The sequence below is a fragment of the Streptomyces sp. ISL-11 genome (assembly GCF_018614525.1).
Lineage (GTDB): Bacteria > Actinomycetota > Actinomycetes > Streptomycetales > Streptomycetaceae > Streptomyces.
Genome location: NZ_JAGGOL010000070.1, coordinates 28,138 through 50,949, shown reverse-complemented (window position 1 = coordinate 50,949; position 22,812 = coordinate 28,138). Strand labels below are relative to the sequence as shown.

Genomic DNA, 22,812 nt, shown 5'->3' with positions numbered 1-22,812 from the left:
CCCCGCACCACCCCTCTCGCACACCCGTCCGAGGGCAGTTCTCGCAAGGTAACCCTGCGAGTGGTACGCACGGGGTTCGTACGCAGCAGGGAGGTCTGGGTGCAGCGGGAGCCCGGCGGCAGGCTCTTCTCCAACAGCTCACCGCACACGAAGAAGGGCCGGACCATGACAGTTCAGGAAGAGAGCCGGGCGACGACGGCGCACACCGAGGCGCCGCACGGGTCGGACGTGGCGACGGCCTGGTCGGCGGGCTGGTCCGCTCCGGTGCAGCGCCCGAGCGCCGGATTCGAGGAGAACTGGTCCGAGACGGGCTTCACCCGTCAGTCGGTACGCCAGGTCGTGCGCGTCACGGGCGGGGGCAGCGCCGCCCGCATCCGGCTGTCGAATCGTTTCGGCACTCAGCCGCTGACCGTGACGGCCGCGACGCTCGCACTGGCCGGAAAGTCACCCGCGCTCAAGCCCGGTACGGTCGGCGATCTGACGTTCGACGGAAGCGCCTCGGTGACGATCCCGGCGGGTGGCGAGGCCGTCAGCGAGTCGGCTCCGCTGCTGGTGGAGCCATTCGACTTGGTAGCGGTCACTCTCTACTTCGACGGACCGACCGGTCCTTCGACGTTTCACGCCCAGGCTTACACGGACTCCTACCGGGCGGCGGGCGACCGGACGGCCGACGTCGAGGGCGATGCCTTCGACGCACGCACCCACTCCTGGTACTACCTCTCCGACATCGAGCTCACGGGAGGGCCCCAAGGCGAGGGAACGGTCGTGGTCTTCGGCGACTCCATCACCGATGGCTACGGTTCCACCGTGGGCGCCGACCACCGCTACCCGGACGTCCTCGCCGAACGGCTCGCCTCCGCGGGACAGCGACGGGCCGTTCTCAACGCCGGCATCGGCGGGAACCTCATGCTCCACGACTCGGTCTGGTACGGCGAGCGGGCTGTGGGCCGCTTCGAGCGGGATGTGCTCGCCAAGCCCGGTGTCCGCTCGGTCATCGTCCTGGCCGGCCTCAATGACATCGGCTTCAGCGAGGTCGACCTGGAGACGTACAAGCCCAATCCGGAGGTGACGGCGGAGCAGTTGATCGCCGGCTATCGGGAACTGATCGAGCGGGCGCACGATCGGGGCATCAAGATCATCGGTGCCACCATCCTTCCGTTCAAGGGCTCGGAGTACCACACTCCCCGCGCCGAGGCGAAGCGCGTCGCTCTCAACCAGTGGTTCCGTAACTCCGGTGAGTTCGACGCCGTCGCCGACTTCGCCGAGGCCCTCGCCTCGGCCGACGACCCCGAGGTTCTCTCCCCCGCCTACGACAGCGGCGATTTCAAGCATCCGAACGACGCCGGATACCGGGTCATGGCCGAAGCCGTCGACCTCGGCGCCCTGTGAGCAACCGGGCTCGCCTCACGGCTCATCCCACGCTTGTCGTGAGGCGGGCGTCGCGCCGCACGAGCGCGGCATAGTGCCCGTCCTCCGCGAGGAGTTCCTGGTGGGTGCCGCGCTCGGCTATGTGCCCCTTGTCGAGGACGACGATCTGATCGGCGTCGCGGACGGTGGAGAGCCGGTGCGCGATGGTGATGGTCGTCCGGCCGGCCGAGAGCGCGTCTATGGCTTCCTGCACGGCGTGTTCGGTGCGGGTGTCGAGCGCGCTGGTCGCCTCGTCCAGGATGAGGACCGGTGGGTCGCGCAGGATCGTGCGGGCGATGGCCAGGCGCTGCTTCTCCCCACCGGAGAAGCGGTAGCCGCGCTCGCCGACGAGGGTGTCGTAGCCGTCGGGCAGGGCGGCGATGTGGTCGTGGATCTGTGCCGCGCGCGCCGCCGCGACGATCTCCTCGTCGGTCGCTTCCGGCTTGGCGAAGCGGAGGTTGTCGACCACCGAGGCGTGGAAGAGGTAGGTCTCCTGCGAGACCACGCCGACCGCGCGGGCGAGGGTGTCGAAGTCGAGGTCCCGGACGTCGACCCCGTCGAGCAGGACCCGCCCGCCGGTGACGTCGTAGAGCCGCGGTACGAGATAGCTGAGGGTGCTCTTGCCGGAGCCGGTCGGCCCGACGATGGCCAGGCTGCCACCGGCCGGCACGGACAGGTCGATGCCGCTGAGCGTCGCGCTCACCGGGCCGGAAGGCCCCGGTGGGTCGTAGGAGAAGGTGACGTTCTCGAAGCGCACCTCTCCGCGCACCTTGTCCAGTCGCACCGGTCCGGCCGGCTCGGCGATGTCCACCGGCAGGTCGAGGTATTCGAAGATGCGCTGGAAGAGGGCGAGCGACGTCTGCATCTGCACCCCGGTGGAAAGCAGGCTCACCGTCGGGCGGAACAGACCCTGCTGAAGGGAGACGAAGGCGACGAGCGTACCGATCGAGATGTCCGGGCCGCCGGCTCGCAGGGCCATCCCGGCCGCCCAGTAGATGACGGCGGGCATGGCGGCCATGACGACGCCGATGGTGGACATCCGCCAGCGCCCGGCCATGCTGGAGCGCACCTCGAGCCCGACGAGCCGCTCGGACTCCCGGGTGAACGCCTGGGTCAGGGAGTCGGAGCGGCCCATGGTGCGGCCGAGCAGAATGCCGCTCACCGACAGCGATTCGGTGACCATCGCGGACATGGCGGCCATCTGTTTCTGCCGCTGGGAGGTGATTCTCTTGCGCTCGCGTCCGACCCGGCGGCTGATCCACACGAACACCGGCAGCAGGAGCAGCGAGACGACGGTCAGCCGCCAGTCCAGGGCCAGCATGGCGACGATCGAGGCGATCACGCTGGTGAGGTTGGAGACCAGCGAGGTGGCGGTGGAAGTCACGGTGGCCTGCATGCCGCCGATGTCGTTGGCGATACGGGACTGCACCTCGCCGGTGCGGGTCCGGGTGAAGAAGGCGAGCGGCATGCGCTGGAGCCGGTCGTAGACCGCGGTGCGCAGATCGTGCATCACGCGCTGGCCGACCGTGGTGGAGACGAGGGTCTGCAGGACACCGAAGACGCTGTTCACCACCGCGGCGGCGATCATGCCCAGCGCCAGCAGACTCAGCAGTCCCGTACGCCCGTGGGGGATGGCGACGTCGAGGACCTCACGCAGCATGAACGGTGAGGCCACCGAGACGAGCGAGGAGGCGGCGACGAGCAGCCCGACAAGGGCGAGCCTGCCGCGATAGGGGCGGAAGAGCCGGAGGATGCGGCGCACCTGCGCGGGTTGCTCAGGGTCAGGGGGTGGTGGTGTCCAGTCCGGTTCGTCGTGACGCATGGGCTCCTGGTTCTCTGATCGCGAAGGGTGGACAGAGGGGAGTGGCGAGGGAACGGTAACGAAAAGAGCATAGCTCACTGTTACCTATACTCACAATGCACTCCCTCCTGGTAATCTCTGATCATGACCGCCCCCGACACATCCGGACAGCTGGCCGAACAGCTGCTGCGTCTCACGCGCAGGCTCCACCGCGCCCAGAAGCTCTATCTGGACCCCGTGGGCATCACACCCGCCCAGTCCCGGCTGCTGCGGACCGTCGCGCAGTACGAGGAGCCGCCCCGGATGGCCGACCTCGCCCAGCACCTGGAAGTGGTTCCGCGGGCGGTCACCACGCTGGTCGACGCCCTGGAGACGAACGGCGCGGTGCGCCGGGTGCCCGACCCCACCAACCGCCGGGTCATCCGCATCGAGCTCACCGACCAGGGCCGCTCCACCCTGCGGGAGCTGCGGGAGGCGCGGCGGACCGCGGTCGAGGACATCCTCGCCCCGCTCTCCGCAGAGCAGCGCGTCGTGCTCGGCGGCCTGCTGGAGGAGCTGATACGAGGGCCGGAGCAGCGCTGCTGACCTCGCCGCGCCGGCACCACCGGACGGAACCGCGCGGTCGTGACGGTCGAAGGCGGAGGGCGGCTCGCGCGCACGGGCCCGCGAGCCGACCCGGTCCGGGGGCTCAGCAGCGCTGCCGGTCCTCCGTCAACTCCCCCTGAGCCGTGGCAAGGATCCGGTCGTAGCAGGTACCCAGCCCGTCGAGGCGGTAGCGCTCACGGGATACCCCGGTGGCGTGCCGCTGCTCGCGGGGCACGTTCTGGTTGTACGAGGCGTCGCCGGTGTACGTGTCGTCCAGTCGCGACCAGTCGATCCGCTTCCCCGCGCGCAGGGTCACACTGTCCGACCGGTCGCCCATCGTCATCACGGTGCGCAGGCGGTCGCCCGCACCGACCGTCGTCTCGCCGTTCATGGTGTACGTGCGGTGGACGTGAGTAGTGGCCACGGGCCCGCGGCCGTCCACGGTGATCGTCTCGTCGTCGTTCCAGCGGGCCTGGAGCGCGTCCGTGGTCTCACCCTCCGTCCAGCGGTGCGTGGAGGTGTTCGCCACACTCCGGGAGACGGTCGTGGTCACCCGGCCGTGCGAGGTGTCGACATATCCCGCGACCGTCAGGGAGTGCCCGCCCTTGGTGCGCAGCCGGTGCTCGGTGCCGGGCTCGTACGCCGTGGTACCGGCCGGGTCACCCACCTGGTGCGTGGAGAGGGCGCCGGTGACCTGCGATGCCTTGGCGTCCTGCCAGACCAGCACATTGGTGGGTGTGCTCCACCCGCTCTGCCCCTCGGGCACTCCGGCGACGGATATCGCGACGCGGTGCGGCTTGCCGTCGTTCAGCTGTCCGGCGAACGGGGTGAGGTCGTACTCCACGGGCCGGACGTCGAAGGCGCGCGGGCCGGGGATGACGTACCACAGGTTCGTCCTGCCGGACACCCCGGCAGCGCAGCCACCTCGCTGACCACGAGGCCGGAACGGACTGCACCCCTATCTCGCCATGCCCTCTCAAGGGAACCGGGAGAAACCTCGCGGGGTTCACCCCCTGGCCGCCCGGCCAGGGGGTGAACAGGAAAGCTCCCGAGCCGGCCGTCTGCTGTAGGTTCTCAATCGGAATTACCTCTTCCGGCGTGCTGACCTGGAAGTACTCGTCATCTCGTTCGCGGGCCACAGCGTGTCTGTCTCACGATCTTGTCCCTTGCGGATTGCCATCTCACCTGCAGGCATTCGGAATGCTTGAGGCGCGCACCTCCTGACCTGCGTCGGCCGCTCAGCGCGAGTGGTTCGCGAGGGTCTGCAGCAGGTGGCAGGATCAGATATGCCTTCATCTGGGCCGTCTTCATCGCCTCGGCCAGGTGGGAGCGAGGGCGGCCAGAAGGCCGACGGCCTCTCGTATGTAAGGGAAGACGGTGGCGACCCCGATGCCGAACCCGGCGGCGAGCTAGGCGTAGGTGTCGCCGCACGGCAGGTGGGTCAGGGTGAGCAGGGCCTGACGGCCGGCCGCCAGTCGCCGCCAGCGTGTGCCGATCTCCCGGCGTCGTGCGGCAATTTGCCCGGTCAGGTACCACAGGGAATGGCTCGACAGGTCGATCGCCGACGGGTACACAAGCACATGGAGTTCCTGGCAGTGCGGTGGATCTTGGTCGTGACATTGACTACCAGGAGCTACGTCGTTCCATCAGGCCGTCCAACCCGCGTGCAGACACGGCAGATTGGAAACAGCTCGATGATCTGGATCAATGGAGTGCGCAAGACCGTCCACGACGTGGCCACCATCCCGGAAGCCGCCTCGTGGGCGGAGGACGAGGTGGTGCGCGACTACCTCAGCGAGGACGAGCTCAAACAACACACCCAGGGGACCACCGACCACATCGGGACCCTCCCTATCGACGGCACCTGGGTGCGCTTCCGGTCCACCGCCATGAACCTCATCGCCGAGCAGCACAACCACATTTCGTTCAGGTACCTCGCCCAGCAGCTCGGCATCACCACCTTCATCGACGAGTCGCTGATCGCCGAGAACCTCGCCGACGGCTCCGAGCTGCGCACCGCCTACACCCGGGAGATCGCCGGATACCTCGAAGCCATCGGACTGACCGTGGACCCGAGCGAGGTGCACAAGTTCGGAGCCGAGTCCGTCTTCCCGAAGATCGGCACACCGCTGCCCGTACTCGGCGACCTGCTCAAGGCCCCGGCCTCGCTCTCGGCGCTGCGGACCGGCAACTACTTCGGTGTCGTCGCCCGCTACGCGCTAACCATGGCGTGGGGCTATGCCAAGGACATCGTCGCCAGCCGCCAGTCGGTGGACATCAAGGGCATCCCGAACTCGGTCGTGGAGTGGGAGGACGGGGTCAGGAAGGTGGCGTCGGGGCATCTGGACGAGCTGGAGGACTTCATCACCGGCATCCCTGTCGGCGCGCACCTCGGCGACCACCTCGCCGACGGCGACCCCCGCATCCCCGCCCTGCGCGAGTTCTGCTCGGCGGTGGTCGATGCGCTGTCGGTCCGCGCGGTCAACGACGTCAGGCTGGGCTTACAGGCGCGCGTGGCCCTCAAGCAGCCGACCCAACGTACCGCGAGCACTCTGACCAGGCTGTTCACCGACTGGCGGAACGCCCACCTGGCGGCCAACCTCTCCATCGCATTCCGCCAGGGCAACGTCCGCTATGCGACGATGGGCGCCCGCCACGTCGCCGACTTGACCCGCATGAAGATGGTCCCCGCCGGCGTGGCGGTCTACGACCTGCGGCCCGCCGGCGCCGAGGAACTCGGTTCCCTGGGCACGGCGACGACGCTTCAGTCGATGATCGACCACACCGCCGAGCTGCGGAGGAAGGCGTAGGAGACCGGGGTGGTCCCTCGCCGCCCCAGCGCCCGGCTCAGCGGCGGCGGAAGGCCCGCCACCCCGCGGACCAGCCCAGGACCCAGGTGGCCAGCACCCGGCTGGTCACCCCGGCCACGCCCCGGGCCTGGCTCACGGCGGCCCCTGGCACTCGAAGTCCTCGCGTGGCCGCACAGCAGGCACCGCCCCAGGTCATGCCCGCTGCAGCACCACCAGTGTGGCCTTCCCAGTGACAGCCGTGTCGCAGCCAAGGAGCACGTCGCATCAAGCGAAGTGGGAAGGCCCACAGTGGCTCTGTCCGTCGGGTGCGTTGGCGATCGCGCCCCGCGGCACCCCGCACCTGGAAATCCCAGCCGCGCGACAGGACAACCTCGCGGGCCCAGCCGAGCGCGAAGGCCACTTTCGGCCGGGACAGCAGGTGCTGCGGCTTTACCTCCACGAAGACCGCGAATCTGCCAACTGGAATGCGACGGGACAAGAAGTTCGTCTCGCGGTGCTGTCCCTTGGGCCGGACAGAGGCCATCGTCAATGAGAAAAGGGCACCCGAAATGCGAGCCTACATCTGCCGGGCTCATGAACGGTCGCGAGCCCGGCAGACCACCGATTGTCAGTGGAGGCACGTACGGTGAAGACATCAACCCAAGTGCTGGCTGCGCTCGCCACCCGCCCCGCTCCCCAATAGAACGGGGCGGCTGGGTTTCCGGCCCCCATAGCCCCGCCTACACCGTCCGCATCCAGCCGTGATCACCAGCTCCGCTGGGGATGCGCCCTCGAAGACGGCTTCGAACGACTACCGTGGCGGCCACCACGACGAGGGGGGCCCGGGTGCGCATCACGGTCATGTCGCAAAACTTCGGCCGAGGCGGCTGGAAGCACACCCACGGCACGATCGAGGACCGGTGGCCGCACCTCGCCGCGAACATCAACAGCATCCGCCCCGACATCCTCCTCGGCCAGGAAGCCGAGGGCTGGGCCGCTGACGGTCACGCGCGCCTCACCCGCGCCGAACGCGACCTCGACATGGACGGCACCCTCACCCTCAGCCCCACCGGTCTCGGCCCCGTCACCATGTACCGGCGCGAGACTCTGGGCCGCCGCACCTACCTCAACCACGACTTCTCCGCCCAGATCAAGCAGGGATACCGCGAACCCGAACCGATCCAAGGGCCGCCCGGGGACTACCCGACCGATCACCAGTGGCAGATCGCCGTCGATCGGATCGTCATCGAACGCTGGGACGCAGAGGCTGCCGCCCGCAACCAAGAAGTGGCCAACGACCTCTGGGGCAACGTCGAGTCCTACGTCGACGAGACCGGCCTTGAGCTACTGCCATGCCCGACGTGCGGCAACACCGAGAACCTGATCGTCCGAGGAGCCTGGGACGACCCGATCACCGTCCACTGCCCATGCGGTGACGCCATGATTACCCACCCCGAGCGCACCGAATTCCCCGGTAATGACTGGGGGCGGAACCTCCTCAAGCGCCTCATCCTCACCACCGCAGCCCCCTCCTACGACGCCCGCAGGCTCCTGCACCGCGTCGCCAAGTACCACGACCAGGAACGGAAGAACCAGGGACAGCCCTGGTACAAGGGGCCCTATCAGGAGGACGTTTCGATCGCCGAATCCGTCGACCTGGGCGGAGCCGACCTCGGTACCTCCCTCACGCGGGCCCTCCAGCCGAAGCTGCCCAAACGGCACGGCGGCCGGCCGCTTGACCTCCTCCTCGTCAGCGTCGCACTCGCTCTGGCCATCCCGCAGGTGAGGGACAGCGATGACGGACGCCAGCTTCAGAGTGCGGTCAAGGCCCTGCTGACCCACATCCGTACCGAGGGAACGGCCGCACGCACGCCATGAGTTCTGCCTCGCCGTGACGCTGCCGCGCGGAGCGATTAGTGCTCGATTCCTCTTTGGCGGGGTAGGTGCAGGGTGTGGGGTGCTGAGTTGGGCTTCTCGGAGGCGAGTTGCCGTGCCGAAGCCGTTGTTGGCCCGTCCGGCGCCGGATGCGGTCGAGGAGGGGAAGGTCCGCAGGCTGGCCGGTGCCCGGCATGCGCCGGCTGACTGGATCCTGCGGGCGAGGACCACCGTGCTGAGCTGGGACGGGCTACGGTTGCCGGTGGTCCTTCTGCGGGGCGATGCCCTGCACGGTGCAGATATTCCAGCTCCCCCAGTGGCGGTGGGCGTAGGGGCGCATCTCGCCGCTGGCGAGGCTGTGTTCCAGGGCGATGCGCAGCCGGCTCTCCCATGAGACCGGCTGCCCGTTGATGGTGACGGCTTCAAGGAGCGGGGCGAACAGTGGCTCATGGCTGTAGGGCGCGACGTCGGTGCAGGCCAGCAGCGTCAGCGGCGGCAGACTGAGGGGACGGACCGCCACCAGGCCCAGCAGGCCCAGGACCGCACCCGCGAGGAGGTGCGGCGGGTGAAGGAGCGGGTGGAGGCGCAGGTCCGCGAGCACATGCGGCGCGGCGACTGGCCGACGGGCAAGGACCCCGCCCGTGACCTCGACCGGCTGCTCGACCGCTTTCGCGACGACGTCCGCGACGCGGCCCGCGACCACGGCGTGACCCCGGACCAGCTCGCCTCGGCCCGCCGGCACCTGGCCGAGGCGGCCGCCCGCATCGATGCGGTGCTGAGGCCGGAGCCCCGGCCCGGGGAATGAACCGGCACCGGCCCGTACGCGTACGGGCCGGTGCTCGCCGACAGTAAAGGTCCTACTTGTCCCGCACACAGGGGAACGCGCCGCCCGGCCCCCATGACGTCCGCTCGTCCTGGCTGGCCCGGAACCCGCACTCCAGCGCCACCTCCGGGCCCGCCGCGGTGTCGTGCAGCATCAACAGCCGCTTGTTCACCGGGACTTTGCCGTTACGGTCGAAGGCCAGCACCCCGGTGGCGCCGCGCTTGCCGTCCGGGCCGCCGACGCCCTGCACCAGGGACTGCTGCACCGTTCCCAGCCCGAACGGCGCCGAACCCGCCTGCTGGCGAGCCGAGTTGACGGCGGAGCCCAGCAGCCGCAGCGCGTCCCAGGCAAGCGGGGCGTGGCCGTCGTTGCCCCATAGATCGTCCGCGCCGTAGGCCTCGCGATACTGATCACGGAAGCGGTCGCCCATGACATTGGGCGAATGGCTCTTGGGCAGCGCGTGCGCCGCGTAGTACAGCCGCACCCGGGGGTGAGAGTCGCTGGGGCGCTGCGCGTCGACGACCGCGTTGGTGATGTCGTTGCCGCCGAGCACCGTCAACCGTCCATCGCACTGCGTGCCGGCGTCGAACGCATTCAGGAACGCGCTGAATTCGGTCGGCCGTGCCGCCCAGTACAGCACCGTGCGCGGATTTTCCTGTATGCGCTCGCAGACCCTGTTCGCCACCTCGTCCAGCGTGCTCGCCGACTCGACCCGGTCGCCCGACGCGGCCGGGACGGGCTCCCGGCTGGGCTCCGCGGTGTACCGGATCGTCCGCGCGCCCTCGAACTCCGATGTGAACAGCTCGCTCAAGTTTGCGCTGTAGCTGTCCGTGGGGTCCGCGACCACGATCGCCGCGCGGGCCGGAGCGCATGTCCGGGCCGACGTCTCCACGATGTTGCCGCGCCGGGCGAAGTCGGCGGCGATCCGGGCCTCGCGCCGGTTGTCGGGCGCCACCTGCCGGTACATGCCGTGCTGCTGCATCTCCAGCGCGGTCGCCGTGGTGCCGATCATGGGCAGTCCGCCGTCCCCGAGGATGTCCCGGGCGGCCAGGGAGTCGGCGCGGCTCTGCCCGAGGCCGACCACACCCATGATCTGCTGCTCGCCCTTGAGCTCCGCCATCTCCCGCACGAGTTCCCCGGCCACTTTCGGGGCGTTCGAGAAGCGCGGGCCCGCGTCGAGGACCCGCACCCGGAGCCACACCTTGTGGTGCACGTCGTTGGCCGCCTCGCTGTTGAGCTGTTCCTGTGCGAGGGCGATCCCGCGCAGCGCGGGGATGGCACCGCTGTACAGGCTGTCCTTCCAGTTGTCGACGGTCACCGGGATGCCGAGGTAGACGACCGTCCGTATCACCGTGCCGGCCCGCTTGGCGGCTGTTTCGGCCTGCTTGTTCTGCTCGTCGACGGCCGCCCGCGCCCGCGCGTACAGCTCCTTGGGGCTCTGCCCGGGAATCCGGCCCGGATCGGCCGGCTCCGTCGTGGCCACCGTGGCGCCGAGGCACCGGTCGCTGCTCGGGTCGACGAGCCGCCGCACGCCCTGGTAGCCCAGCAGCGACAGCACCGTGACCCCGGCCACCGCCATCACGAACGCCTCCGCCCGCGGTGCCAGATCGGAGTGGACCCGGCGGGGTTGGATCTCCGGATGGCCGAGCAGCCAGCCCTGGGCCTCCTGGTCAGGCCGCCCGGCCAGCGGCTCCACCCCGATGACGACCGACCGGCCCCGCCCCCGGCCGGGGCTCCGCGTCCAGGAGTCGATCGTGGTCGTCGCCATGGCGAGGCTCTGCGGGGTGTCCGGTCCGGCGGGGCCGACCGCCAGCAGGACGACGGCGGTGCTGCCGGTCTGCTCGACGGCCTGCGGGAAACCGCGCACCACGCTTTCGGTGACCGAACCGGGTTCGCCCTCGCGTGGGAAGACGAGGACGAAGCGGCTGCGCCGGCGCCTGGTCCAGGGTGAGAGCCTGGGGCCTCGCGCCGCCGCCTCCAGGTCGTCGAGCAGCGCGCACAGCAGCGCGTCCTCCCGCTCCGTGACGACCGCGTCGTGGTGGCGGAAGAAGTCCCCGCGGCCCGACGGGACCCGCGCCCAGCTCCGGAACCAGCCGCCCTTGCGCATCATGCGGCGCCCCGCCCGGAGTCCGTACAACCGGCGAGGCAGCACGCCGAACAGAGGGTGGCGGAACCAGTGCCACATCCAGGCCACCACGTTCGCAGGCGGCTCGCCCGCACCGCTGATCGCGTGCAGCGCCTTGAGGATGCGGGAGTCCTTGCGGCGCTCGGCGTAGCACTGGTCGCGCAATTCCCGGGCCCGCACGGCCGCCTGATCCTCCGTGGAGGAGGCGGCCGCGAAGGCGCGCATGAGCCGGTAGCGCGGCAGCCGCAGCCGGCCGAAGCCGCCGGGCAGGTTGTCGCGCAGGCCGACCTCGATCTGCTCGAAGACGTCCGGTGTCCGCTGCCCGTCGCCGCGCGGCCGGGACTCCTGGATGCGGGCGTACGGGACGAGTGCGCGGCCGCGGACCCGCAGCCGCAGGCACTCGCCCTCCGCGATCCGCTCGGCCTCGTCGCCCCGGCCCTGCTGCACGAGGACGATCCTGGCGGAGGGCCCGCGGCGCCCTGGTGGCACGAGCACGAGTTCTTCGAGCGCGTTGACGAAATCCCCTGCCGAGGGGAGAGGTGGGATCGAAAAGGACATGGCTTCACCCCCGAACGGCCCGTCGCCGGGCCGCCACAGTCCTTGAGCACCGATGTACGCCGACGTAGGCAATGACGTTGGTACGACTACGTCGATTGGTGGGGCGTTCGCCCCGAGCCGTCCATCATCCTCAGGCCCCGGGCGCGGCGCCACCGCACCGGCTCACTCCGTTTCGCGCCCTGCCGTGACCACCACGAAGACCGGCGCACCGTCGCGCGGCGCGCCGTGCACGCGCACCGTGGCGCGCTCCCCCGGCGGTATGTCACGGGTCCTGGTCCGGGCCTGTCCGGTCACGTCGATGTGCCAGCCGCGCGGGGCGGGCGGCAGGGACAGTTCGGTGGTGCCCGCCGGGTGCGGCGTATAGGTCAGGCGGTAGGCGGTGGCGGCCGGGTCGTAGGCGTCGGCCGTGACGGTGCCGGCGACGGCGGGGGCGTACGGGCGGGCCGTGCGCTCCTTGTTCGTTCGGAAGCGGCCTTCGGCGTCCAGGGCGCAGTAGCCGCCGCCGTAGCACCAGGTGTAGCCGGCCCAGCCGGAGGTGTAGCGGGCGAGTGAGGCGAGGGTGTCGTCGTAGAAACGGCCCATGTTCGGCAGGGTGTTGTTGAGGGGTCCCCATTCGCCGCCTCCATGGGAAAACCCCTCAGCCGGCCAGCGCACCGAAAGTCAGCACCGCAGGCCCCGGCCGACCAACAGGCTCGAAGAACAGACACCGTGCGCGCGAGCACCCCGTCGGCAAACAAGACAAACCAACCATCGCAGAGGGCGTCACGAACAGCCGAGCTACATAAACGCCAAGCTTAGACTCCCTGACCGGCCCCAGCCGCCGGACGGGGTGCAAGCCGATCGGTGTCGCCGGTGCCCGACAGCGCAACCAGCGCATCGCCCAGCACGCCCGCTACGGCTAGACCCTGTTCTACGAGTACTACCTGCCCACCGGCGACGACGCCCTCGGCCCCGACAACGTGCGGGCGGGAGCAGTACGTTGTGGCAGCCATGAAGACGCCGAACAGCGCCGCTCTACCGATACATCAAGGTCGGGATGCCACGGGGCCTCCGTTCGGCGCCCAGGCGACCGTCATCACCACGAGCGTGAGAACCGTCCGCACGGTCTACCCAGAGGCTTGGCGTGCCCCCCGAAAAGGCGTGCCGGCTCTCATCACTCGAACAACCGGATGTTGCCCATCTGGCTCCATGCGACCGTCAGCAACGAATCAGGGCGTCACGGTCACGTCGCCAGGCACCTCAGCGGTGTTCTCAGTGGCCTCTCCCGCGGCAGTCGGCTGTCCCTGTGAATAGAACACGGACCGCTTCTGCTTGGTGCGCTCGGCTTTCCCCCGCGAGACGAGAAGCTCCAAAGCGGCGCGTACAAGTGTCGGCTTCACCTCCCGTTCCGGATGCGTTGCGGCAACACTGGAGGTGATCGCGGAAACCGAGCGCGGCTCGCTCTGCTTCTCCAGGCACTCGGTCACCACAGCGTGCAGCGGCGCTTGCACGGTGCCTGCTTCCTTGGGGGCTGGCGTCGCCCGCCTCGGCGCCTTGGTCTTTCCGACTCGCTCAGTCTTCGCGGTCCTGCCTCCCTTGGCGACGTCGTGCCGGGCCCGGGGCACCGCCACCGCTGTCCGATCCTTCGAGATGACCACCTCTTGTTCGGAGGCGCTGACTGCCGCCGATGTGGACACCCTGGCCGCCAGCGTCTCCTGCATGCCCTGTAGCAGCGCGTGATCCGCGCGCAGCGTCACGAGGAGTGCCTGAAGCGCTTCTGCCTCGGTGGAGATGCGCTTCTGCTCGCGCTCGTTGAGTTCCAGGTCGGCCGCCAGTTTCTGACCGTACTGATCCGCGAGGCTGGTGGTGTCCGGCTGGTGCGTCTGTTCGGGCATGGCATCTCACTTTCCACGTCGCACTGTTGGAGGCGGATGCTACCCACCACAGACGCCTCTGTTACCGCGTCAGGAGGATGCGAATCAGCTCTCGGCTGCCGGATCGGGACTGCGAGGCCAGAGGATCCCGGAGCGATCGCGCCGACGATCGGCATGTGCCTCGACCGGGCGGGCCGCACTCAGTGCTAGCGCTGTCACCCCTGAGGGCGAACGACCGCCTCAACCACGCCGGCTACCTCTGGGCCTTCGCGGCCCCCAACGGATCACCCGGAGCCAAGGCCCACTACCGACGTCGACGCGACGTCCACGGAGACTGGCACGCGGCCGCCCTGCGCAATCTCTTCAACCGGATGCTCGGTCAGCTCTACCGCTGCCTGCGGGAGCACGAGATGTTCGAAGAGCAGACGGCGTTCCCCGCCACGATGGCCGCCGCGGCTTGACTCTTAGATTCGTGAGGTGTCTGGTAGATCGCCTCCGGGGAGATGCGCATGGACTCATCATCGGGGAAGTCCACCTTGAGCCGCTGCATATCTGCTCCGGGCTCCACGCCGTCGCCCAGAGGCGGTCCTGCCGCCGCGGCTTGTTCCGGCCCTTCCACGGCGGCACTTGTGGTCCCTCGACGATCTGACCGTCCATCGCGTGGACGACGGTCCCGGCCAGCCGGTCCTGTACGTAGTCGTGCAGGCGCTCATTGGCCACCAGCTTCGCCGTCTTCGGCCTCTGCGCGCGCCGCTCGGCGTGCCACTGCGCCAGCGAGGCCCGGTACTCCAGGTGATAGGTCCGGGTGGACGCGTTGCGCCGCAGCTCCCGCGAGATCGTCGAGGGCGAACGCCCCAGACTCCGCGCGATCGCACGGACACCGATGTCCCGGGCACGCAGCAGTGCGATCTCCTCCCGCTCGGCGAACGACAAGTAGCGGCCCGACACGGTCGGGGCAAGGCACGGATTCACCCCGCCAGCATGACAAAACCATCGCGACCCCACGGCCGGGGAGACCCCGCTCGCGGCCGCCGCGTCCACCGAGCTCAGCCCCCGCGCGATCGCCTGCCAGAACCGGACCCGGTCCTTACGCCACGCGACGCTCGGTCGACCCGGCGAGGGCATCTGCCCGCGATACTCCCGTGCGGCCCGCTGCCGACTCCCCACACCCACCGCAAGCCTCCAGCTCACAGGAGTGTTGCGACGACCAGTTGAATCCGCCGCACGCGCCCAGTGCACCCGAAGCAACACCCGTGTCCATCGGGTTCCCGCCGAAGGAACCCTTCGACCTGCAGAACCGCACACGCGCCGAGGGCCAAAGCCCGGCCTGGCGCGAACGCTACGCAGCACGCGCCGGTGTCGAGGGCACCATCTGCGAGTTCGCCCGGGGCTACGGGATGCGCCGAACTCGCTATCGGCACCGCGCCAAAGCTCATGTCCAGCATGTCCTGACCGCCATCGCCATCGCCATCAACATCGAACGCCGCAGCAGCCAGACACCTCCGCGAGAACCGCGACCTCCACGCCCTCCGACAACCCTCCAGAGCTACCTGGATCAGCGCGGAATCCCCCGTCGGCAGCCCTGGCGAACGACCAACGGATGACACCGAGCTCACAAGATCCCCGACAGAGCCTACCGGTAGGAGGTTGTTACTCGGCGATGCGGGTGCGGTATGCCCAGCGGTAGACAGCGAGGCAGTGGCCGTCGTGTTCGGTGGTTTCGCCGGTGGCAACGAAGTGTTCGCGGCCTCCGTACCAGGTAAGGGTCACTTTGTCGCCGGGTGGGTCGAGGCGGCGAAGCCGCTCGGCCGCAGGGATTTCGTCCGGGCCTTCGACCAGGAGGGCGTTGGGGAGTTGACACATTTTTTCATCCCTTCTGCTGTGGCTGGGTGCTTGCTGGTCACAGCGATGGCGGCGGTGCTTTCTAGCGGCCCCGAGCTGGGCGGGCAGGTCAGCAGGCGGCCGGTGAGGCGTGTCATGCCCGCCGGTGGTGTGCCGAGTGCAGGCGGCCTGCGCTGGCTTGGGTTGGTTGGGGGAGGGAAGACGGCCACCATGTGTGCAGCTCCAGTGAGGCGGCGGATGAGGGCGGCAGAGCCAAAGACGGCGCAGCGTTCGCCCAAACGCTTCGAGCGCCCGGCCGAGTTGGGCGAGCACTGCTTCGGTGGAGAGGGCGGTGGTGAGCAGCAGCCAGGGGCCGCCCCCGGGGAGGGCGGGGTTGGGCCGGGTGAGTTGGGGGTGGCCGCGGCCGTCTGATGCCTCGGCGCTGCCAGATGGGTCGTACTGGCGCGGCGTGCTGGATGACGAGGCCCTGTAGGAGTGCGTGGCGCCCGTCGTCGGGAGCGCCGCCCAAGGGGGCCAGCGCGCGTCACCACCGACCAAGGAGCAGAGCGCAGTTCGTGATAGTCCCGCGGCTTCATTGATGCGGCTGCGCGATGTCGACGACGTCGTCGAGCGCAGCGCGTATGCACTGGCAGAGCCCCTGGGGGTGGGATATGGCGGCGGGATCCATATGGACTGTGAAGTGGCAGGTGCCCTGATAGGTGACCATCGCTGTGATCATTCCTGTACCCATCAGCGGGGGGATACCGAAGACAGTGGTGACCCGGCTGTCGGCGATGGAGAAGGGGGCTTGCCCTGCTGGCACGTTGGTGACCATGACGTCGTGTCGGCGGGCAGCGTATTTGAGACCTCTGGCGATTAACCCGCTGGGCACATGAGGTGACAGCGCGGCAGCGAGCCCAGCCACATCGACCGGTCGGGTGCCGCCAGCGCTGACGATGGCTTTCCGTGTTTCTTGTAGAGCTGTCTTCACATCGGCGTGGGGAGTCGGGAGGCGAACGCTCGCAAAGTTGATGGCATTACCGGTGTGGCGTGTCGGGATGCGGAAGCGGCCAACGAGAGACATGACTGTCAGCTGGCGGGGAGTTTCCTCTTCGTACTCCTCGCGGTAGCGAGCCAGTCCGCGGGCGACCCCGCACAAGAACACGTCATTGACGCTCACCTGTCCGGCCGCCTTCGCAGCCTGTTTGATCTTGATTAGTGGGACGGTGAAGAACTCGAATTCTCGAGCGGCGCTGATATTGGGGAGCTGGCGGTGACGTCCTGCGGCACTCAGATCGGCCACGAGCCGATACCACATAGGAGCTCGCCGCAAGCCATGAGCCCTGGCGGATAGATCACGCTTTGCCGGGGCCATGCACTCGCCATCGACGGGGGGCCGACGGCGACGGAGCAGATCTACCACACGTAGCCCGTCAGCCAGCGCATGGGAGATCTTTAGGAAATACACGGTTCGACCGCCTGCGTCCTCGATGAGGTAGCCGTGCCAGGGCGGGGTCTCGAGAGCAAAGGGTGCGTATAGGAGGTGGTGCACAAGGCGTAAGAGCTGGGACGAGTCCGCATCGGGCGGAAGGGAGATGCGGCTCATCTGGCGCTCGACCGCGAAGTGGGGGTCATGCTCCCACACAGGGTTGCGATCGCTCCCCCCGACGCGGCAGGCCAAGCGCGGGCAGTCCGTCACGAGACGGTGGTGCCATTCGCGCAATTGCTCGGCCTCCACGCCGCCTTCGAGATAGGCGACGACTCCGATTACGGCGTGATGAAAGGCGTGACGTTGCAGCTTCCACAGGACCTGATCCAACCGATCCATTGCGATTTTCTGGCCAAGGTCAGAAACTTCACCCATGTCTTAACCTCCAGATGTTCGATCGCTCCTGGATTGTGGAAGCGGCTCGGCCGGCTTTCACTGCGGGGCCCGGGGCCCGGGGCCAAGGTCGTGGCAGGGGCAGCGTGCCGGACAACTGGGCCTGGAGCACAGTGAGCCAGCGTGCGCCATTTGAAGAAACGCGGGGCACCGTGCTCCCGAAAATCGCTTCAACTCCCGGCCGCTGTAAAGGCCAGGACAGCGTTTTGCCCGCCGAAGCCGAACGAGTTGCTGATCGCTACGTCGATCTTGGCTTTGCGGGGCGCCCTGGTCACCACGTCCAGTTCGATGGCCGGATCGAGCGTCTCCAGGTTGGCGGTGGCGGGGATCTGTTGGTGTTGGATGGACAACGCGGTTGCTGCCGCTTCGATGGCACCGGCAGCGCCCAAAGCATGTCCGATCACCCCTTTGACGGAGGTGACAGCTGGCTTGACACCCAGAACGCGTCGGATCACTCGTGCTTCGGCGAGATCGTTCAGCGGAGTCGACGTCCCGTGCGCGTTCACATGTGTCACATCATCAGCTGACAGGCCAGCGTCTCGCAAAGCTGCCCGTATTGCCAGTTCCGCCCCGAAACCTTCAGGGTCGGGCGCAGTGGCGTGGTAGGCATCGGCGGAGGCACCGTAGCCGCTGACACGGGCATAGACAGATGTGTGGCGGGCTTGCGCGTCCGCCACGTTCTCCAGGATCAAAATGGCGGCGCCTTCAGCGGGCACGAAGCCGTCCCGGTCGGTGTCGAAGGGGCGGGAAGCGGCGCCCGGGTCGGCCCGCCGTCGCGAGAGAGCTCCCATTTGGCTGAACCCGGAGACGATCGATGGGATCAGGCACGCTTCTGTACCTCCGGTGATGACCACGTCACAGACGCGGTTGCGCAGCAGTTCGCGGGCTTGACCGATAGCTGATGTACCAGCCGCGCATGCGGTCGCCACGACGAAGTTAGGGCCGCGGGCGCCCGTTTCCATAGCGATGTACCCCGCACTCATGTTGACCGCGAGCATCGGGATGAGCATCGGGGAAACTCGTTCGAAGCCGTCCTCAAGGAGGATATGGTGTTGCTTCTCCCAAGTCGCTGCGCCGCCGATACCGCAGCCAAGGACTACACCGACCCGCGCCGCATCCCATGTTGTGGTGTCCAACCCGCAGTCGATGAGTGCCTCGGCCGCGGCGACTAGAGCGAATTGACTGCTGCGGTCCAGACGCCAGGCTTTCCGTCGCCCGATCAGCTGGGCCGGGTTGAAGCGGGGGACCACGCAGCCGAAGTCAGCCCGGGTGCCGGCTAGCTCGGGGACCGTGTCGGCTGCTGTGCTCTCGCCCAGCCGGATTCGCTCCCATGCCTGCGTGACACCAATTCCCGCCGCGCTCACCATTCCGATGCCGGTAATCGCGGCGTGGAAGGGCGTCTGGTTGTCGAACGTCATGCCTGTGTCCCGGAGCCTTGGGCAATCTTTGCTGTGATGACTGCGGCGGCGTCCGCTACTGTCCCATCCAGGTCCAGATCATCTTCGCCGATCTGAGTTGCGAATTCCTGCTCTGCTGCCAGGCTGAGTTCGACCAGGGCAAGGGAGTCCACCTCCAATGAGCGGAATGTTGCGTCAGGGGTGACCTCGTCTGCTTCCAGCCCACAGTGCTTCACTAGCAGGCTGGCCAGACGCTGGTAGGTGTCGCTCATAGGATATGTCTCCCTGAATCTCGTTGTAGGGGTGGTCATCCCGGCTCGATGTCGGGCCAGCGCATGGTGCAGGCGCCCCACGTCAATCCGCCGCCGAACGCGGTCATCAGCACCCGGTGACCGGGAAGCAGCAATCCGCTCCTGGTCGCGTTGTCCAGTGCCAGCGGGATGGAGGCAGCGGCAGTGTTGCCGACTCTGTCAAGGTGCACCGCGCACCGGCACCGAGGAACTCCCAACCGATCTGTGACCGCATGCATAATCCGCAGATTGGCCTGATGTGCAACGAGGAGATCGACATCGTCAACCGTCCAGCCAATATCGTGCAACGCCGCTATGCACGAGCTGGTCATGTGCTCTACGGCTTGGCGGAAGACCGCCCTTCCTTCCATGCGGAAGAACGGGTCAGCCTGCCGGGCGGTGGGCGTGCGAAATGGGTCTCGAGAGCCTCCCGACGGGATGTAGATCAATTTGGCGGCTGCTCCGTCGCTCGCCAGGCGCACGGGGCCGAGTGCACCTATCTCGTCGGCGGTGCCGGAGGCGAGGACGACCGCTCCCGCGCCGTCACCGAAGATGGCTCGCGTTGAGCGGTCCTGTGGGTCGAGAACGGTGGAAAAAGTGTCCGCGCCGATCACCAGGACGCAGTCGGCCACCTCAGAGGAGATCAGGCCGGCTGCTGTGGCCAGTGCGTACAGAAAACCAGTACACACCGCCGCGACGTCGAACGCCGGTACGTTGCCCAGCCCAAGCCTGGCGCTGACCAGCGGCGCCGTCGCCGGGCACAGGTAGTCCGGTGTCGTCGTGGCCAGCACGACGGCGTCCACCCCCTTTATGGCCGCCGACTTCAGCGCTCTGGCGCCAGCCTGCACGGCGAGGTCCGAGGTGGCCACCCCCGGCGTGATGACGTGACGTGCGCCGATACCGGTCCGGCTGCGGATCCAGTCGTCGGACGTGTCGAGCTGTTGTGCCAGGTCGTGGTTGGTCACCAACCGCGGTGGTAGCCAGGAGCCGAGTCCACGGACAACGGCCGTACGTTTCACCGTGCCCTCCGACGCCTGCTCTGACGCTTGTAGTTAACACCGGGCGCCCCCTGAGGAGATGCCATCAGTGAGTCCTTTCGACCCTGGATTGGGACCAAGGTGCTTTCGAGTTGTGGTGTGACCCAGGGCAGATGGGCTTATCAGCCGGCATTTGACGCCTGCAAACTGCTGATGAAAGGGGCACTGCTGTCACACTGCTCAACGAGGGAGTTATCTCGAGACGGTGCGGCAGTGTCGTGTCCGCTCTGCTTCGGCGTGCGCAAGGAACGAGCGCAGAGCTTTGAGCAGCCGGCCCGCTGCTTCAATCGGCACAAGGTGCCCGCACCTGGGGAAGACCGCCAGGTGCCCGTGGCGCAGGTGGCGGAGCGCGGCCTTGGCTTGCCAGGAGGGCAGCAGCTGGTCCTCTGCTCCCCATACCACCAGGGTGGGCATCGGCAGTTTGTGCAACTGATCAAGCAGAGGGTGCCTTTGTCCCAAGGGGCCGGTGACGATGCGGCCTGCGCGCAGCGCTGTGTTCAAGGCCCGGTGTGAGGAGGCTGCTTTTGTCTGGGCCCGCCACCACGAGGCAGGGAGCCGCCTTGGATTCCAGCTGCCTTCTGCTGCTGCCCAGGCGGTAAGGAGCTGCGGGCCGAAAGGCAGTCTGGATGCGAACAAGGACAGCTCTCCCAAGGGAGTAGCCGCTTGAAGTATCTGGACCGGGTTGATGGCTCGGCCCATTCCCACAGAGCTGACCAGCACCAGCTCGGGGACACGGTCGGGGTGTTGGAGGGCCATGTGCACAGCGATGGCTCCCCCTAGAGAGTGACCTACGACGGTGGGGCGGCGTAAACCCACTGCTTTCGCGAATTTCCACAGGAAATTTGCGGTCACTGCAGGCTCGAGGCACCCAATCGGCTGAGTCAAGCCGTAGCCGGGTAGCTCTACTGCGATGACACGGCGGGTACCAGCGAGTCCTCGCATGACCCCCAGCCAGCCGTCGGCTGCGCCGCCATCGCCGTGTACCAGCAGGGTCGCTGGCCCCTGACCGGCCTCAAGATAGTGTGTTCGTACCCCCTGCACGTGCAGCCAGTGTTTCCTTACAGCAGGTTGGCGAGAATGTTGCGTTCCACTCATACCTCTCCTCCATTCCCTCTAGGGAAAGTTGATAAATTGGGGCGGCGCTAATAGCAATGCATAATTGCGGGCCGCCAAAGCAATGGCTGCCATCGCCTCGTTCGCCGCGGAGAGCACCGATACACGCTTGCCGGGATGAGGATAGGTTCAGCACTGCTGACGAAGTCTATTAGCATTTGGCGGCGCGGCCGGAATAATCGACAGACACGGAAGTCGCCAGTTGCGGCGGCCAGAAGAGTACTTTTTGAAATACTGCCGATAAGCGCCGAATTGCACGGTGTGTCTTTTCGGTCACGGAGAGCTCCTTCGAGGTACCAGCACTCAGCACACCAGCATGAACGTGGCCGGGAAGAACACTCGGGCGAAAAAGTGTCATTATAGTCATGAGGCGGCGGCGGGATGGGACCGGGACACTCTCGCCGGGAAGAAATCCAACCGGGTCGCGTGCGGGCCGACGTGGAACGATACGCGCGGCCATCTCCTCCTAAGATCGCTTGAATGCTTCCATGCGCACATAGGAGCGATATTCGCTTCGATGTGCGATTCACGTTAGAATCACTTGTTGAGGTTGTTGTTGCACAATGTGGCAGCCGATGCATCCGCCTCCTCCTGTTTGGCTAACGACGGCCCAGGGCGTTTTGACCTTGAACGGGCTATCCGCTCGTCTAGATTGGATTTTGAGGTCGCCCACTTGACATGTCAATACGGGTGGCTCCATTGTGTGATGTGAACTCGATACGGCAGCAACAAGATCTATTAGGTCGCTAAGCTCGATGATCTCGGCAACAGCAACGCAGAAGGAAAGAGTTGTGACCGGCCACGTTTCACGAGTGGGCCGTGAACCCAACCGGGCAACCAGCGGCCGTAGCCGCCTGCCCCAATCGCTGGTTTCTGAGTCACGCGTTCATGTATTTAGCGTGACTCAGAAACCAATACCCTCCACGACATCTGACAGGAGGAAGTTCCTGTGCAACGATCCACTGGAATGAGTCGGGTAATCGACGAGTTCTTCGACGTCACCCAGGGCGTAGTTGAACAAGTCATGAACCGCGTCTACGACGCGCCCCGAGAGTGGAGGCGCGAAATGGATGAAATCTCCTGCGGTGACCGTTGGGACGACTGTGGCTGCCGCAAAGACCGCTGCCGGCATGATCACCCTGACCGGTGCCGGTGCGATGACTGCCGGTTCCGCCATCGGGAGCGGCGCCACCACGAGGACCGCCGGTGCGGCTGCGAAGAGTGCCACCGTGAGCCGTGCCACCACGAGGATCGCCGGTGCGGCTGCGAAGAGCGCCACCGCTGCCACTGCGGAGACGGGCACAGTGACGACGACGGGCCACACAAGCCTCGGAGCAAGAAAGAAACCTAGAGTCGTGAGCTGAGCGGCTGGCCAGGGGCCGGTGCGCAGTGGCCGCTAGCTCTCACCAGACGTAGCGGGGCACAATTGGATGTTGGATGTCAGGTGGGCCGCATT

18 protein-coding genes and 4 pseudogenes are annotated in these 22,812 nt (G+C 67.5%); 7 read left to right on the top strand and 15 right to left on the bottom strand.

Going from position 1 to position 22,812, the window contains the following annotated elements; all coding sequences use genetic code 11:
• Positions 1-99: 99 nt before the first annotated feature.
• Complete coding sequence (locus J7E86_RS15595) at positions 100-1,389, top strand: SGNH/GDSL hydrolase family protein (RefSeq protein WP_308312601.1); 1,290 nt, start codon at positions 100-102, stop codon at positions 1,387-1,389.
• Between the two features lie 22 nt (positions 1,390-1,411).
• On the opposite strand, the gene J7E86_RS15590 is transcribed toward J7E86_RS15595, so the two are convergent.
• Entirely contained in the window at positions 1,412-3,229 is a 1,818-nt protein-coding gene (locus J7E86_RS15590; protein WP_215082271.1) for an ABC transporter ATP-binding protein, read from the bottom strand.
• A 123-nt stretch (positions 3,230-3,352) separates the two neighbouring features.
• On the opposite strand from J7E86_RS15590, the gene J7E86_RS15585 reads away from it, so the two are divergent.
• Entirely contained in the window at positions 3,353-3,793 is a 441-nt protein-coding gene (locus J7E86_RS15585; RefSeq protein WP_215082270.1) for a MarR family winged helix-turn-helix transcriptional regulator, read from the top strand.
• A gap of 103 nt (positions 3,794-3,896) precedes the next feature.
• On the opposite strand, the pseudogene J7E86_RS15580 reads toward J7E86_RS15585, so the two are convergent.
• Positions 3,897-4,682, bottom strand: a pseudogene (locus tag J7E86_RS15580) (peptide-N4-asparagine amidase); the annotation flags it as partial.
• Positions 4,683-5,068: 386 nt separating this feature from the next.
• Positions 5,069-5,373, bottom strand: a pseudogene (locus J7E86_RS15575) (transposase family protein); the annotation flags it as partial.
• Between the two features lie 114 nt (positions 5,374-5,487).
• Between J7E86_RS15575 and J7E86_RS15570 the strand changes: the two are divergent.
• Positions 5,488-6,603 carry a hypothetical protein gene (locus tag J7E86_RS15570; RefSeq protein ID WP_215082268.1) on the top strand — a complete coding sequence of 372 codons (1,116 nt, stop codon included), beginning with the start codon at positions 5,488-5,490 and terminating at the stop codon, positions 6,601-6,603.
• An 840-nt stretch (positions 6,604-7,443) separates the two neighbouring features.
• Positions 7,444-8,460: a hypothetical protein gene (locus J7E86_RS15565; protein ID WP_215082267.1), complete on the top strand. Its 1,017-nt coding sequence runs from the start codon at positions 7,444-7,446 to the stop codon at positions 8,458-8,460.
• Between the two features lie 247 nt (positions 8,461-8,707).
• On the opposite strand, the gene J7E86_RS15560 is transcribed toward J7E86_RS15565, so the two are convergent.
• On the bottom strand, positions 8,708-8,977 hold the full coding sequence (locus J7E86_RS15560) for a hypothetical protein (protein WP_215082332.1): 270 nt from the start codon (positions 8,975-8,977) through the stop codon (positions 8,708-8,710).
• Positions 8,978-9,022: 45 nt separating this feature from the next.
• On the opposite strand from J7E86_RS15560, the gene J7E86_RS15555 reads away from it, so the two are divergent.
• On the top strand, positions 9,023-9,262 hold the full coding sequence (locus tag J7E86_RS15555) for a hypothetical protein (RefSeq protein WP_374223803.1): 240 nt from the start codon (positions 9,023-9,025) through the stop codon (positions 9,260-9,262).
• 52 nt (positions 9,263-9,314) lie between these two features.
• Here the strand turns inward: J7E86_RS15555 and J7E86_RS15550 are convergent, their stop codons facing one another.
• From J7E86_RS15550 to J7E86_RS15540, 3 genes are all read right to left on the bottom strand, one after another.
• Complete coding sequence (locus tag J7E86_RS15550) at positions 9,315-11,963, bottom strand: hypothetical protein (RefSeq protein ID WP_215082266.1); 2,649 nt, start codon at positions 11,961-11,963, stop codon at positions 9,315-9,317.
• 162 nt (positions 11,964-12,125) lie between these two features.
• Positions 12,126-12,545 (bottom strand): hypothetical protein, encoded by a 420-nt coding sequence (locus J7E86_RS15545; protein ID WP_215082265.1) that lies wholly within the window; start codon positions 12,543-12,545, stop codon positions 12,126-12,128.
• 626 nt (positions 12,546-13,171) lie between these two features.
• The gene (locus J7E86_RS15540) at positions 13,172-13,837 is read right to left on the bottom strand and encodes a hypothetical protein (RefSeq protein WP_215082264.1); all 666 of its coding nucleotides are present in this window, start codon (positions 13,835-13,837) and stop codon (positions 13,172-13,174) included.
• 209 nt (positions 13,838-14,046) lie between these two features.
• Here J7E86_RS15540 and J7E86_RS15535 point away from each other — a divergent pair.
• A pseudogene (locus J7E86_RS15535) lies at positions 14,047-14,277 on the top strand (IS110 family transposase); the annotation flags it as partial.
• Between the two features lie 20 nt (positions 14,278-14,297).
• On the opposite strand, the pseudogene J7E86_RS15530 reads toward J7E86_RS15535, so the two are convergent.
• Positions 14,298-14,989, bottom strand: a pseudogene (locus J7E86_RS15530) (transposase); the annotation flags it as partial.
• Positions 14,990-15,069: 80 nt separating this feature from the next.
• Between J7E86_RS15530 and J7E86_RS15525 the strand changes: the two are divergent.
• Positions 15,070-15,420 carry a transposase gene (locus J7E86_RS15525; RefSeq protein ID WP_215082263.1) on the top strand — a complete coding sequence of 117 codons (351 nt, stop codon included), beginning with the start codon at positions 15,070-15,072 and terminating at the stop codon, positions 15,418-15,420.
• 46 nt (positions 15,421-15,466) lie between these two features.
• Here the strand turns inward: J7E86_RS15525 and J7E86_RS15520 are convergent, their stop codons facing one another.
• The 7 genes from J7E86_RS15520 to J7E86_RS15490 all read right to left on the bottom strand — a co-directional run bounded on the left by J7E86_RS15520 (position 15,467) and on the right by J7E86_RS15490 (position 22,635).
• Entirely contained in the window at positions 15,467-15,679 is a 213-nt protein-coding gene (locus J7E86_RS15520) for a DUF5988 family protein (protein WP_215082262.1), read from the bottom strand.
• A 550-nt stretch (positions 15,680-16,229) separates the two neighbouring features.
• A complete protein-coding gene (locus tag J7E86_RS15515) occupies positions 16,230-17,501 on the bottom strand; it encodes a wax ester/triacylglycerol synthase domain-containing protein (RefSeq protein ID WP_215082261.1) in 1,272 nt (423 codons plus the stop codon).
• Between the two features lie 188 nt (positions 17,502-17,689).
• Positions 17,690-18,937 (bottom strand): beta-ketoacyl synthase, encoded by a 1,248-nt coding sequence (locus J7E86_RS15510; protein ID WP_215082260.1) that lies wholly within the window; start codon positions 18,935-18,937, stop codon positions 17,690-17,692.
• A complete protein-coding gene (locus J7E86_RS15505) occupies positions 18,934-19,188 on the bottom strand; it encodes an acyl carrier protein (RefSeq protein ID WP_215082259.1) in 255 nt (84 codons plus the stop codon). Before J7E86_RS15505 ends, J7E86_RS15510 begins: the two co-directional genes overlap by 4 nt.
• Positions 19,189-19,223: 35 nt before the next feature.
• Entirely contained in the window at positions 19,224-20,225 is a 1,002-nt protein-coding gene (locus J7E86_RS15500; RefSeq protein ID WP_215082258.1) for a beta-ketoacyl-ACP synthase III, read from the bottom strand.
• A 210-nt stretch (positions 20,226-20,435) separates the two neighbouring features.
• Entirely contained in the window at positions 20,436-21,338 is a 903-nt protein-coding gene (locus J7E86_RS32045) for an alpha/beta fold hydrolase (protein WP_215082257.1), read from the bottom strand.
• A 922-nt stretch (positions 21,339-22,260) separates the two neighbouring features.
• Positions 22,261-22,635: a hypothetical protein gene (locus J7E86_RS15490; RefSeq protein WP_215082256.1), complete on the bottom strand. Its 375-nt coding sequence runs from the start codon at positions 22,633-22,635 to the stop codon at positions 22,261-22,263.
• Between the last annotated feature and the right edge of the window lie 177 nt (positions 22,636-22,812).

Excerpts from the sequence above, each read along its gene's own strand:
- J7E86_RS15545 (WP_215082265.1), bottom strand. The coding sequence starts at position 12,545 with ATGGGCCGTTTCTACGACGACACCCTCGCCTCACTCGCCCGCTACACC.
- J7E86_RS32045 (WP_215082257.1), bottom strand. The coding sequence starts at position 21,338 with ATGAGTGGAACGCAACATTCTCGCCAACCTGCTGTAAGGAAACACTGG.
- J7E86_RS15540 (WP_215082264.1), bottom strand. The coding sequence starts at position 13,837 with ATGCCCGAACAGACGCACCAGCCGGACACCACCAGCCTCGCGGATCAG.
- J7E86_RS15590 (WP_215082271.1), bottom strand. The coding sequence starts at position 3,229 with ATGCGTCACGACGAACCGGACTGGACACCACCACCCCCTGACCCTGAG.
- J7E86_RS15550 (WP_215082266.1), bottom strand. The coding sequence starts at position 11,963 with ATGTCCTTTTCGATCCCACCTCTCCCCTCGGCAGGGGATTTCGTCAAC.
- J7E86_RS15520 (WP_215082262.1), bottom strand. The coding sequence starts at position 15,679 with ATGTGTCAACTCCCCAACGCCCTCCTGGTCGAAGGCCCGGACGAAATC.
- J7E86_RS15505 (WP_215082259.1), bottom strand. The coding sequence starts at position 19,188 with ATGAGCGACACCTACCAGCGTCTGGCCAGCCTGCTAGTGAAGCACTGT.
- J7E86_RS15585 (WP_215082270.1), top strand. The coding sequence starts at position 3,353 with ATGACCGCCCCCGACACATCCGGACAGCTGGCCGAACAGCTGCTGCGT.
- J7E86_RS15570 (WP_215082268.1), top strand. The coding sequence starts at position 5,488 with ATGATCTGGATCAATGGAGTGCGCAAGACCGTCCACGACGTGGCCACC.
- J7E86_RS15510 (WP_215082260.1), bottom strand. The coding sequence starts at position 18,937 with ATGACGTTCGACAACCAGACGCCCTTCCACGCCGCGATTACCGGCATC.
- J7E86_RS15515 (WP_215082261.1), bottom strand. The coding sequence starts at position 17,501 with ATGGGTGAAGTTTCTGACCTTGGCCAGAAAATCGCAATGGATCGGTTG.
- J7E86_RS15565 (WP_215082267.1), top strand. The coding sequence starts at position 7,444 with ATGTCGCAAAACTTCGGCCGAGGCGGCTGGAAGCACACCCACGGCACG.